The organism is Mycoplasmopsis synoviae ATCC 25204 (assembly GCF_000969765.1).
Lineage (GTDB): Bacteria > Bacillota_I > Bacilli_A > Mycoplasmatales > Metamycoplasmataceae > Mycoplasmopsis > Mycoplasmopsis synoviae.
This window is the reverse complement of sequence record NZ_CP011096.1, coordinates 262,118-274,939: the sequence shown is the minus strand read 5'-3', so window position 1 is coordinate 274,939 and position 12,822 is coordinate 262,118. Positions and strand designations below refer to the sequence as shown.

General features: G+C 33.8%; 13 protein-coding genes. All 13 read left to right on the top strand.

Features of this window, described 5'->3' with window-relative positions; all coding sequences use genetic code 4:
- The first annotated feature begins 17 nt into the window (after positions 1–17).
- The 13 genes from VY93_RS01280 to VY93_RS04345 all read left to right on the top strand — a co-directional run bounded on the left by VY93_RS01280 (position 18) and on the right by VY93_RS04345 (position 12,697).
- On the top strand, positions 18–2,045 hold the full coding sequence (locus tag VY93_RS01280) for a hypothetical protein (protein WP_046128324.1): 2,028 nt from the start codon (positions 18–20) through the stop codon (positions 2,043–2,045).
- A gap of 263 nt (positions 2,046–2,308) precedes the next feature.
- On the top strand, positions 2,309–2,752 hold the full coding sequence (locus VY93_RS01275; RefSeq protein ID WP_046128323.1) for a hypothetical protein: 444 nt from the start codon (positions 2,309–2,311) through the stop codon (positions 2,750–2,752).
- A gap of 46 nt (positions 2,753–2,798) precedes the next feature.
- Entirely contained in the window at positions 2,799–4,685 is a 1,887-nt protein-coding gene (locus VY93_RS01270; protein WP_046128322.1) for a hypothetical protein, read from the top strand.
- A 300-nt stretch (positions 4,686–4,985) separates the two neighbouring features.
- On the top strand, positions 4,986–5,225 hold the full coding sequence (locus VY93_RS04350; RefSeq protein WP_052717798.1) for a hypothetical protein: 240 nt from the start codon (positions 4,986–4,988) through the stop codon (positions 5,223–5,225).
- 684 nt (positions 5,226–5,909) lie between these two features.
- Complete coding sequence (locus tag VY93_RS04500; RefSeq protein WP_052717796.1) at positions 5,910–6,188, top strand: hypothetical protein; 279 nt, start codon at positions 5,910–5,912, stop codon at positions 6,186–6,188.
- 29 nt (positions 6,189–6,217) lie between these two features.
- On the top strand, positions 6,218–6,688 hold the full coding sequence (locus VY93_RS01260) for a hemagglutinin (RefSeq protein WP_223211474.1): 471 nt from the start codon (positions 6,218–6,220) through the stop codon (positions 6,686–6,688).
- 45 nt (positions 6,689–6,733) lie between these two features.
- Positions 6,734–8,794, top strand: a complete 2,061-nt coding sequence (locus tag VY93_RS01255) for a hypothetical protein (protein WP_046128320.1) — start codon at positions 6,734–6,736, stop codon at positions 8,792–8,794.
- A 264-nt stretch (positions 8,795–9,058) separates the two neighbouring features.
- The gene (locus tag VY93_RS01250) at positions 9,059–9,619 is read left to right on the top strand and encodes a hypothetical protein (RefSeq protein WP_046128319.1); all 561 of its coding nucleotides are present in this window, start codon (positions 9,059–9,061) and stop codon (positions 9,617–9,619) included.
- A 59-nt stretch (positions 9,620–9,678) separates the two neighbouring features.
- Positions 9,679–9,966 (top strand): hypothetical protein, encoded by a 288-nt coding sequence (locus VY93_RS01245; RefSeq protein WP_046128318.1) that lies wholly within the window; start codon positions 9,679–9,681, stop codon positions 9,964–9,966.
- Positions 9,967–10,036: 70 nt separating this feature from the next.
- Positions 10,037–10,627, top strand: a complete 591-nt coding sequence (locus tag VY93_RS04660) for a hemagglutinin (RefSeq protein WP_309299859.1) — start codon at positions 10,037–10,039, stop codon at positions 10,625–10,627.
- An 8-nt stretch (positions 10,628–10,635) separates the two neighbouring features.
- Positions 10,636–11,001, top strand: a complete 366-nt coding sequence (locus VY93_RS04655; RefSeq protein WP_046128316.1) for a hypothetical protein — start codon at positions 10,636–10,638, stop codon at positions 10,999–11,001.
- A gap of 53 nt (positions 11,002–11,054) precedes the next feature.
- Complete coding sequence (locus VY93_RS04300; protein ID WP_052717794.1) at positions 11,055–12,026, top strand: hypothetical protein; 972 nt, start codon at positions 11,055–11,057, stop codon at positions 12,024–12,026.
- Positions 12,027–12,049: 23 nt separating this feature from the next.
- Complete coding sequence (locus VY93_RS04345) at positions 12,050–12,697, top strand: hypothetical protein (protein ID WP_223211473.1); 648 nt, start codon at positions 12,050–12,052, stop codon at positions 12,695–12,697.
- The last annotated feature ends 125 nt before the right edge of the window (positions 12,698–12,822 follow it).

Genomic DNA, 12,822 nt, shown 5'->3' with positions numbered 1-12,822 from the left:
TTTTTAACTTAATTTTTTTGTGGTTTATAAGCGGATCGGTTACTGCTGCTAAAGCAGTTAAAGAAGATACACAATACAATAGTGTTGACGCAACTCTTAAAACTACTTTAGAAGAAAAATACACAGCAGCAACAGCATTGCTAGAAGATGGAACAAAACTTGCAAATCTAAATGCTGATGGAACTTTAGCAACTACTCAAGCTTCATTAGAATCTACAAAAACAGCTCTAGATGCATCAGTAGCAGCAGTTAAACCAGATCTTGACTTCCAAAAAACAAAAACTAGCGCTACAGCTAAAGTTACAGAACTTGAATCTCTTGTAAACCCAGCTTTAAAAGATGAATTACAAAGACAAGTTGATGCTTTAACTAAAGATCATGCAACTGAAGCTACAACAATGTTAGCTAACCTAACATCGTTAAAAGAATCACTAGAATCTCTTCAAACTTTAGTATCAGATGGTCTAAAAATGCAAGTGGACTACCCAAGAAACTACTATGACGCAGATAACAAAAGCGCATTTGACGATGCATTATTAAAAGCTTCATCAGTGTTTCCTGCATTCCAATGAACTACAGATTCAATTGTAGTTCCTGCTCCAGAAGGAGACGCGCTTCCAAACCCTAGAGCTTGAACCAAAGCTAGAGACAAATCAGAATTCAAACTACAAAACTTTGTAATGGCTCCAGCTCAAGCAGCTGCTACAACAGCTCCAACAGAAAGTGGAAGCGGAGATGGAAGTGGAGGAGGAACATCAGCCGCAGCATCAGCTACAGTTAGAGTTGCAATGTCAGAAGAAGCTGCAGCAGAAGCAGAAACTCAAACACCAGCACCAACACCAGCAGCTGATTTAGCATCAACAGCATCTTATCTAAAATCATTAAGTGACAGCTTAAAAGATGAAACCGATAAGTTAAATGGTGATACTACAGCTAATAAGACAGCTTACTATAAAGCAGATGCCGGTCGTACACTATACTGAGACGGGTTTATGCCTAAAATAGTAGTGCAAGATTACCAAGCAGATGGTTACGTAGCAGATGATCAAGGAAACAATAGAGCAGAACACGAAGCTGCAAATCAAAAAAAACTAGAAGCTTGATTTAAAGCAAATCAAGACAAATTTACTTTAGTAGCTGACCAATTAACAAGAAAATTAGGTGAAGAAAAATTCAAGAATATGACTTTATCAAATCCTACAATTTCTTGAGATGAAGTTAGATTTTCTAATAGAGGTTCTAATAAAGGTTATTTAACCCCAAAAGTTACTTTCAATCTAGCAGCAAAAGATGGATATACTCTAGCAGAAGAATCAGCAAATACTGTAACTCTTACAATAAAAGTTTTATATAAAGATTCAAATTTAACTAGAAATGTGCTTTCAACACAAGGAGCTTATTATACTGCAACTCCTAGTGATAATGCAACCACAATTGAAAAAGTTAACGTTTACTTAAACTACACCGGGCCTTCTATTGTTTTAGATGAAGCCCATCCTACAGTAGGCGAAAAAGAAAATACTTCAATTAATGGTACTTCAAATGTTAAAGGAACCTTTAACGATAAATTCAAAAAATTATTAGTAAACGTAGTAGGGGGGAGTTTCACTCAAACTTCATTATTACAAGCAATAATTAACTACGTTAACAAATTTGACCCCAAATTTAGAGCTGCATTTGTAACAGAAAAAAACGGAGTTGCTTTAACTAGCGTTCAAAGCGGCACACAACTTAGAATAGGAAGTTTAAACGATTTCCTATACAATAACAAAGGATTCTTACAACAAGTTAATGGAGACTCAAGCGCAGTATACTTTGCAGTTAACGGTGTAACCAGCCAAGGTTGATTAAATACCTTCTTAATTAGAATTCCATTAACAAAATTTGTTAAACCTTTAAGCGTATTTACAGCACCAGTAGTAACTCCTCCTGCAGAAGAAGCTACTGGAGGAAGTCAAACTCAAGAAGCAAGATTACAACCAGCTGGATATAGTAATTCAGATTCATCTGGATCTACAGAACAAACACCACCAAGTACAACTTAATAATAATAAAACCAAAAACATGCCCCAAAATGTTTTAATTAATTTAAGTTAAAAACTATTTTATTTTTTAAATAAAAAAATGTTTTAAAAAATAAGAACATAAAGCAAACACATTAGGTGGATATGATTTTTGAAATAAAAGAAACGCATTAATATTAACTACATGATTTGCAGCAAAATTTAAATATCTCAATTAAAAATTAATTCAAAAATATAAACCAAATTTAGGTTTAATTATTAACAAAATATACTGAGACGGGTTTATGCCAAAAATTACTCTTGAAAGTTTTACTGCATCGCAAGCAAATGTAGAAGATAATAAATCAAAACTTCAAACATGATTTAATACTAAAGCAAATTGAAGCAATCTAGAAGATCAACTTGTTAAAAAACTAGGAAGTGAGAAATTTAAAAACGTTAAACTAACCAATCCACAAGTAGATTGAAACATAGTAAATAGCAACCAATATAGACCTAAAGTTACCTTTGATGTAGCCCAAAAAGAAGGTTATGAATTGCAAAGCGGAAGTGAATTTTCACAAAGTCTTACAATGGTTATAAGAGTTTTATATACAACTCAATCACCTAATGCAAACGTTTTACAAATGCAAGGAGCTTCATCTTCAGCAGCGCCAGAAAATCCAACAGTTAATGATGCTAACGTAAAAGCAAAAGTTAATGTTTATTTAAACTACACCGACATTTAATTAAGTTTAAAAAATAAATTTAGTTTTATTTTTAACTTAATTTTTTTTGCAGTTTATAAGCGGATCGGTTACTAAAGCTAAAGAAGCTAAAAAAGATGCTGAATACTCAAAAGTAACAGATACTACTCATAAAACTACTTTAGAAGAAAAATACACAGCAGCAACAGCATTACTAGAAGATGGATCAAAACTTAAAAATCTAGATGCTTCAAGTAATTTAGACACAACAAAAGCTACATTAGAATCTGCAAAAACAGCTCTAGATGCAGCAGTTGCAGCAGTTAAACCAGATCTTGACTTCCAAAAAACAAAAACCAGCGCTGCAGCTAAAGTTACAGAACTTGAATCTCTTGTTAATACAGCTTTAAAAGATGAATTACAAAGACAAGTTAATGAATTAACAAAAGAACAAGCTGCTCAAGCTACAACAATGTTAGAAAACCTAACATCATTAAAAGAATCACTAGAATCTCTTCAAACTTTAGTATCAGATGGTCTAAAAATGCAAGTGGATTATCCACAAAAATACTACGATGCTGACAATAAAGAAGCATTCGATGCAGCTTTACTAAAAGCTTCATCAGTGTTTCCTGCATTCCAATGAACAGAGGGTTCAATTGTAGTTCCTGCTCCAGAAGGAGATGCGCTTCCAAACCCTAGAGCTTGAACCAAAGCTAGAGATAAATCAGAATTCAAACTACAAAACTTTGTAATGGCTCCAACTCAAGCAGCTGCACCAACACCAACAGAACCTGTACCAGCTGCAGCCGCTTCAGCTGCAGTTAGAGTTGCAATGTCAGAAGAAGCAGAAACTCAACCAGCAGCACCAACACCAGCAGCTGATTTAGCATCAACTGCTTCTTATCTAAAATCATTAAATGACACTTTAAAAGCAGCTACTGATGCACTTAACGGTGATAACCCAACAGAAAAAACAGCATACTACAAACCAGTTGACGGTCGTACACTATACTGAGACGGGTTTATGCCTAAAATTGTGCTAGATAATTTTGATTCAAGTTGAGCACAAAATTCAGAAAACGAAAGAAAAATTAGAGATTGATTTAGAGAAGCATCAAACTGAGCAGGACTATCAGATCAACTAACTAAAAAGCTTGGAGCAGAAAGATTTAAAAACGTTGTTCTTTCAAATCCACAAATTATTTTTGAAGACGTAAGGCTTTTAACTAGTGGAAGCGTTAAGTTTCCTAAGGTAACCTTTACAGTAGCTGCTAAAGATGGTTACCAATTAGCAAGTGGAGAAGGAACAACAACTACCTTAGAGTTAAAAATAAGAGTTTTATATAGCTCAAGTGATCCAAACGCTCTTTTACTTCCATATCAAGGAGCTTCACCTTCAGCAGCGCCAAGTAATTCATCAGTTGATGATGCTAACGTAAAAGCAAAAGTTAATGTGTATTTAAACTACACCGGACCAGCAATTATGTTAAACGCTGATCTACCAACAGTAGGCGGACAAGAAAATACTTCAATTAACGGAACCTCAAATGTAAATGGTGACTTTAACACTAAATCCAAAGAATTATTAGTAAGAGATAACGCTCAAACTTCATTATTCCAAGCGGTAATGAATTATGTAAATAAATTTGATGTTAAATATCCAGCTAATCCAATAAGTGAGCAAAAAAATGGAGTTACTTGAGCTAAATTAGATAATAACGCGTTAAGAGTTGCAAACCTTGATGATGCTGAACCAGTTTACTTACAACAAGTTAACCAAGACACAAACGCTGTATACTTTGCAGTTAACGGTGTAGGTAACAACAAATGATTAAATACTTTCCTAATTAGAATTCCATTAACTAAATTTGTTAAACCTTTAACAGAATTCAGACCTACAACTCCTACAAGGCCTTCTAGCGATACTCAACAACAAGGAACTGCTCAAACTCAAAGTAATCAAGGTTCATAATAATAAAACCAAAAACATGCCCTAAAATGTTTAAGTTTTTAAGATTATTGTTCAAAGGATTTAAAAATATATATAAATAGATGCAAAAATATAATTTATGTGCAAAAATGGTTTATATTTTTGAAATTTTTTAAATTTAATATTTAGCTAAAAAAACTTAAAAACTAACCAGCTCAAGCAGCTCCTGCAACTCAAAGTGATTCAGCTGCAACTGCAGCCACTTCAACTACAGTTAGACTTGCAACAGGAACAGAAGAAGCAGCAGAAGATTCAGAATCATCAGAAGCTCAAACAGCTCCAATGGCTGATTTAGCATCAACAGCATCTTATCTAAAATCATTAAGTGACAGCTTAAAAGATGAAACCGATAAGTTAAATGGTGATACTACAGCTAATAAAACAGCTTACTATAAAGCTGATACTACTCGTACACTATACTGAGACGGGTTTATGCCGAAAATAGTAGTGCAAGGTTATGAAGCAGATGGTGAAGGAAATGGTAAAGCAACTCACGAAGAAGCAAATAAAACAAAACTATAAAACTGATTTAACACCTCAAGTAATTGAGAAAAACTTTCAGAACAGTTAACCAAAAAACTAGGTGCTGATAAATTTAAAAATGTAACTCTAACAAATCCTGTTATTAGCTACGATGATGTTTCAACAGGTAGAGATGTAAAAATTCCTAAAGTAACATTTACTGTTGCTGCTAAGGATGGATATAATCTTACCGAACCAACAGGTGAAACAAAACAAATCTCATTATCAATTAGAGTTTTATACACAAGTCAAAATCAAACAGAAAACGCACTTAGATATCAAGGTGTTTCATTTTCGGCAGCGCCAAATGGTGCAAATAGTGCGAATCATGCTCAAACTATTAAAGATGTTAATGTTTACTTAAACTACACCGGGCCTTCTATAGTTTTAGATCAAGCAGTTCCTGCAGTTGGTACTGCAAATAACACTTCACTAAATGGAACTTCAAATGTTGAAGGAACCTTTAACACTAAATTCAAAAACTTATTAGTAAACGTAGTAGGGGGGAGTTTCACTCAAACTTCATTATTACAAGCAATAATTAACTACGTTAACAAATTCGACCCTAAATTTAGAGCTGCATTTGTATTAAATACAAACGGAGTTGCTTTAACTAGCGTTCAAAGCGGCACACAACTTAAAATAAGAAGTTTAAACGATTTCCTATACAATAACAAAGGATTCTTGCAACAAGTTCATGGTGATTCTACCGCAGTATATTTTGCAGTTAACGGTGTAACCAGCAAAGGTTGGTTAAATACCTTCCTAATTAGAATTCCTTTAACTAAATTTGTTAAACCTTTAACAGAATTCAGGCCTACAACTCCTACAAGCCCTTCTAGCGATACTCAACAACAAGGAACTGAACAAACTGGTGGGAATCAAGATGCATCAGGTTCAGCTTCTGAATCAGGATCAACTCAAACAGATCAAGCTCAACAAGAATCACCACAAACTCAATAATAATAATAAAACAAAAAACATGCCCCAAAATGTTAGCGCTATACTGAGACGGGTTTATGCCTAAAATAGTGCTAACTGATTTTGATAAAACTTGAGGACAAAATTCAGAAGAAAACGAAAGAAAAATTAGAAAATGATTTGATAATGCAGCAAACTGAGCTTCTTTATCTGAACAACTAACTAAAAAGCTTGGAGCAGAAAGATTTAAAAACGTAAAGTTAACTTTCAAAAGTGCAAGGTTTAGTACTGATCCTGCTAAAGTTCCAACTGTAACATTTACAGTTGCAGCAAAAGAAGGCTACACTTTAACTACAGGCGATAATGCTTCTGCTACAGAGATAAGTCTTGTAGTTAGAGTCTTATATAACCGTGAAAGTGAAAGCACAATTCAAATGCCAACACAAGGAGCTTCATCTTCAGCAGCACCTAGAGGAGCTACCGTTAATGATGCTAAAGCAAAAGCTAAAGTTAATGTGTATTTAAACTACACCGACATTTAATTAAGTTTAAAAAATAAATTTAGTTTTATTTTTAACTTAATTTTTTTGTGGTTTACAAGCGGATCGGTTACTGCTGCTAAAGCAGTTAAAGAAGATGCTGAATACTCAAAAGTAACAGATACTACTCATAAAACTACTTTAGAAGAAAAATACACAGCAGCAGCTGGTTTTCTAACAGAAGGTTCAAAACTTGCAAATCTAAATGCTGATGGAACTTTAGCAACTACTCAAAGTGATCTAGAATCTACAAAAACAGCTCTAGATGCAGCAGTTGCAGTAGTTAAACCAGAACTTGAATTCCAAAAAACAAAAACTAGCGCTGCAGCTAAAGTTACAGAACTTGATGCTCTTGTTAATAGAGCTTTAAAAGCTGAACTACAAAGACAAGTTAATGAATTAACTAAAGATCGCGCTGCTCAAGCTACAACAATGTTAGAAAACCTAACATCATTAAAAGAATCATTAGAATCTCTTCAAACTTTAGTATCAGATGGTCTAAAAATGCAAGTGGATTATCCACAAAAATACTACGATGCTGACAATAAAGAAGCATTCGATGCAGCTTTACTAAAAGCTTCATCAGTGTTTCCTGCATTCCAATGAACAGAGGATTCAATTGTAGTTCCTACTCCAGAAGGAGGCGCTTTACCAAACCCTAGAGCTTGAACCAAAGCTAGAGAAAAATCAGAATTCAAACTACAAAACTTTGTAATGGCTCCAGCTCAAGCAGCTGCACCAACACAAACAGAACCTGCAGCAGTTGAGTCAGCTTCAGCTACAGTTAGAGTTGCAACAGGAACAGAAGAAACTGAAACAGAAGAAGCAGCAGAAGATTCAGAATCATCAGAAACTCAAACACCAGCACCAACACCAGTAGCTGATTTAGCATCAACAGCATCTTATCTAAAATCATTAAGTGACAGCTTAAAAGCTGAAACCGATAAGTTAAATGGTGATACAACCAAAAATAAAACAGCTTACTATAAAGTTGACGCTGATCGTACACTATACTGAGACGGGTTTATGCCTAAAATAGTAGTGCAAGGTTACCAAGCAGATGGTGCAGGAAATGGTAAAGCAACTCATGAAGAAGCAAATAAAACAAAACTACAAAACTGATTTAACACCTCAAGTAATTGAGAAAAACTTTCAGAACAGTTAACCAAAAAACTAGGTGCTAATAAATTGAAAAATGTAGTTTTAACTGCCCCAACAGTTAGCTATGAAGATGGTGGAAGCAATACAAGAATACCTAAAGTAACCTTTACTTTACAAGGTAAAGACGGATATACACTTCAAACTGATAATGGTGCTACTTCATCATTAACTCTATCAATTAGAGTGCTATACACCAGCGCTTCATCAACTCAAAACGCTTTAAGATACCAAGGAGCTTCATCTTCAGCAGCGCCAAGTGGTTCAACGCCATCTAATAATGCCGCAGTAATTAGAGACGTAAACGTTTATATGAACTATACCGGGCCAAATATTGAGTTAGATGCAGAGCTGCCACAAGTAGGAAATCAGAATAATACTTCAATTAACGGAACCTCAAATGTAACAGGTGACTTTAACACTAAATTCAAAAACTTATTAGTAAACGTAGTAGGGGGGAGTTTCACTCAAACTTCATTATTACAAGCAATAATTAACTACGTTAACAAATTCGACCCTAAATTTAGAGCTGCATTTGTATTAAATACAAACGGAGTTGCTTTAACTAGCGTTCAAAGCGGCACACAACTTAGAATAGGAAGTTTAAACGATTTCCTATACAATAACAAAGAATTCTTACAACAAGTTAATGGAGACTCAAGCACAGTATATTTTGCAGTTAACGGTGTAACCAGCGAAGGTTGATTAAATACTTTCTTAATTAGAATTCCATTAACTAAATTTGTAAGACCTATTACACCATTTACAGCATCAGCAGTAATGATTCCTACTACTGAGGACTCTCAAGAAGAATCTGGAGAAAATTCTAGCCAAGCTGATAACACAGAGCAAAACGCAGAAAATCAAGAAGATGGACAATCAGGCGGAGAAGCTACTGAAACACAAGAAGCTCAAGGAGATTCAGCTTCACAATCATCACCACAAACTTAATAATAATAAAAACCAAAAACATGCCCCAAAATGTTTTAATTAATTTAAGTTAAAAACTATTTTATTTTTTAAATAAAAAAATGTTTTAAAAAATAAGAACATAAAGCAAACACATTAGGCGGATATGATTTTTGAAATAAAAGAAACGCATTAATATTAACTACATGATTTGTAGCAAAATTTAAATATCTCAATTAAAAATTAATTCAAAAATATAAACCAAATTTAGGTTTAATTATTAAAAAAATATACTGAGACGGGTTTATGCCTAAAATTGTAGTTGAAGGTTACGTAGCAAGTGATGATGCAAGGGTTGATGAAAAAACTCACGAAGAAGCAAATAAAACAAAACTACAAGAGTGATTTGCTACCTCAAGCAATTGAGAAAAACTTTCAGAACAGTTAACCAAAAAACTAGGTTATGATAAATTTAAAAATGTTACTCTAACAAATCCTGTTATTAGCTACGATGATGTTTCAACAGGTAGAGATGTAAGAATTCCTAAAGTAACATTTACTGTTGCTGCTAAGGATGGATATAACCTTACCGAACCAACAGGTGAAAAAAAACAAATTACTTTATCAATTAGAGTTTTATACACAAGTCAAAATCAAACAGAAAACGCACTTAGATATCAAGGTGTTTCATTTTCAGCAGTTCCAAATAGAGCAAGCAATCCAAACGACGCTAACGTTATGAGAAATGTTAACGTTTACCTAAACTATACAGGACCAGCGATTGTTTTAGACGCTACCTTGCCAGAAGTAGGAGCGCTAATAATACAACCATTAATGGTTCTTCTCCAATTACAGATGAAACTTTAGCAGCTAAAGTTAAAACTTTATTTAACAAAACAACTAATACCAATGATCCTACATAGCTAATGCTAGCGATTACAAAATACGTTCAAACTTTTGATCCTAAATATCTAACTAGCGTACCAGCAGATGCAGGTAATCATAGATATAGAGCATGTGTTTCATGACTTAGAACAAATAACACACGTTTAAGTCAGTCAGAACTTAAATCTCAAAACAATATCTTTTTACAACAAATGCACATGGACTCTGAAGCGGTATACCTACCAATCGGTGGACTTACCGATGATCAATGACTAAATGCATTCTTAATTAGAATTCCATTAAATAAATTTGTTAAAGCTATTTTATAGTTTGTATTCAACAAACTAAAACACAACCATATTTATAAGAATAAAACCTATTTTAATAACGAACAGCAAAATGCTTAATTTATACTGAGACGGATTTATGCCGAAAATTGTGCTTGAAGGTTTTGATAAAACTTGAGAACAAAATTCAGAAGAAAACGAAAGAAAAATTAGAAAATGATTTGATAATGCAGCAAACTGAGTAGGACTATCAGATCAACTAACTAAAAAGCTTGGAGCAGAAAGATTTAAAAACGTAAAGTTAACTTATAAAGAAGTTACCTTTAGTACTAATGCTGTTAAAACTCCAACTGTAACATTTACAGTTGAAGCACAAGATGGATACACTCTTGATAATTCAGCAAATGAAATTAGCCTTGTTGTTAGAGTCTTATATAACCGTGGAAGTGAAAACGTAATTCAACTTCCTACACAAGGAGCTTCATCTTCAGCAGCGCCAGCTGGTTCAACGCCATCTAATAATGCCGCAGTAATTAGAGACGTAAACGTTTATATGAACTACACCGGACCTGCACTAATATTAAACGCAGCTCTACCTACTGTTGGTAACGCAGCTAATACTTCATTAAATGGAACATCAAACGTTACAGATGAAGACTTTAACGCTGCATTAGAGGACTGCTATTTACCGATAGATATGTAAATCCTTTAATGCAGTCTGTAATTAACTATGTAAATAAATTCGATCCTAAGTATAGAGCAATGTTTGTAACAAATGCAATAGATGGAGTTGCTTTAACTAAAGTTCAAAACAAAAAAGAACTTAGACCTGGAAATTTAGAAGATTTACTATACAATAACAACGTGTTTTTACAACAAGTTCAAGATGATTCTAGCGCAGTATACTTTGCAATTACTGCACTTACAAACGATAAGTGACTTAACACCGTACTTGTAAGAATTCCATTAACAAAATTTGTTAAGCCTTTAACAGCATTTACTGCAACCCCAGCTTCGGCTCCTACTCAAACAGATTCTGGAACAGGTGCACAAACTCAACCAGAAGAACAAAGCTAATAATAAAACTAAAAACATGCCCTAAAATGTTTTCTTAATACTGAGACGGGTTTATGCCAAAAATTACTCTTGAAAGTTTTACTGCATCGCAAACAAATGTAGAAGATAATAAATCAAAACTTCAAACATGATTTAATACTAAAGCAAATTGAAGCAATCTAGAAGATCAACTTGTTAAAAAACTAGGAAGTGAGAAATTTAAAAACGTTAAACTAACCAATCCACAAGTAGATTGAGACATAGTAAATAGCAACCAATATAGACCTAAAGTTACCTTTGATGTAACCCAAAAAGAAGGTTATGAATTGCAAAGCGGAAGTGAATTTTCACAAGGTCTTACAATGGTTATAAGAGTTTTATATACAACTCAATCACCTAATGCAAACGTTTTACAAATGCAAGGAGCTTCATCTTCAACAACTCCTAATAATGCATCACAGGCAAATGATGCAACCACAATTGAAAAAGTTAATGTTTACTTAAACTACACCGGGCCAAATATTGAGTTAGATGCAGATCTACCAACAGTAGGCGGACAAGAAAATACTTCACTAAATGGAACTTCAAATGTTACAGGTGCATTTAACACTGCATTTAGAGGAAATCCATCTAAAGGACTGCTATTTACCAATAGATATGTAAATCCTTTATTGAAGTCTGTAATTAACTATGTTAACAAATTTGACCCTAAATTTAGAGCTCAATTTGTAACAAATTCAATAAACGGAGTTACTATAACTAAAGTTGAAAAAATAAAAGAGCTTAGACCTGGAACTTTAGACGATTTACTAAGCAATAAGAACAAAGTATTCTTACAACAAATAAAAGGTGATAAAGAAGCAGTATATTTTGCAGTAACAGCTGTAGCAAGCAATAATTGATTAAATACCTTCCTAATTAGAATTCCTTTGACTAAATTTGTTAGACCTATTACACCATTTAGAGCACCAGCAGCTCCAGCTCAATCTCAAGGCGGACAAACTGAAACTTCACAACCAGCACAAAGAACAGGACAAAGCCAATAATAAAACCAAAAACATGCCTCAAAATGTTAGCGCTATACTGAGACGGGTTTATGCCTAAAATTGTGCTAGATAATTTTGATTCAGGTTGAACAAATGATTTAGACAACCAAAATAAAATTAAAGCTTGATTTGGTGAAGCAGAAAACTGAGAAGGTTTATCTGATCAACTAACTAAAAAGCTTGGAACAGAAAGATTTAAAAACGTTGTTCTTTCAAATCCAACAATTAGTGTTGAAACCGTAACGCTTTCAAGTGGAAGCGTTAAATTTCCTAAGGTAACCTTTAGAGTGGCAGCTAAAGATGGTTACCAATTAGCAAGTGGAGAAGGAACAACAACTACCTTAGAATTAAAAATAAGGGTTTTATATAGCTCAAGTAATCCAAACACTCTTTTACTTCCATATCAAGGAGCTTCTCCTTCTGCAGCGCCAGCTGGTTCAACGCCATCTAATAATGCCGCAGTAATTAGAGACGTAAACGTTTATATGAACTACACCGGGCCAAATATTGAGTTAGATGCAGAGCTGCCACAAGTAGGAAATCAGAATAATACTTCAATTAACGGAACCTCAAATGTAACAGGTGACTTTAACACTAAATTCAAAAACTTATTAGTAAACGTAGTAGGGGGGGAGTTTCACTCAAACTTTATTATTACAAGCAATAATTAACTACGTTAACAAATTTGACCCTAAATTTAGAGCTGCATTTGTAACAGAAAAAAACGGAGTTGCTTTAACTAGCGTTCAAAGCGGCACACAACTTAAAATAGGAAGTTTAAACGATTTCCTATACA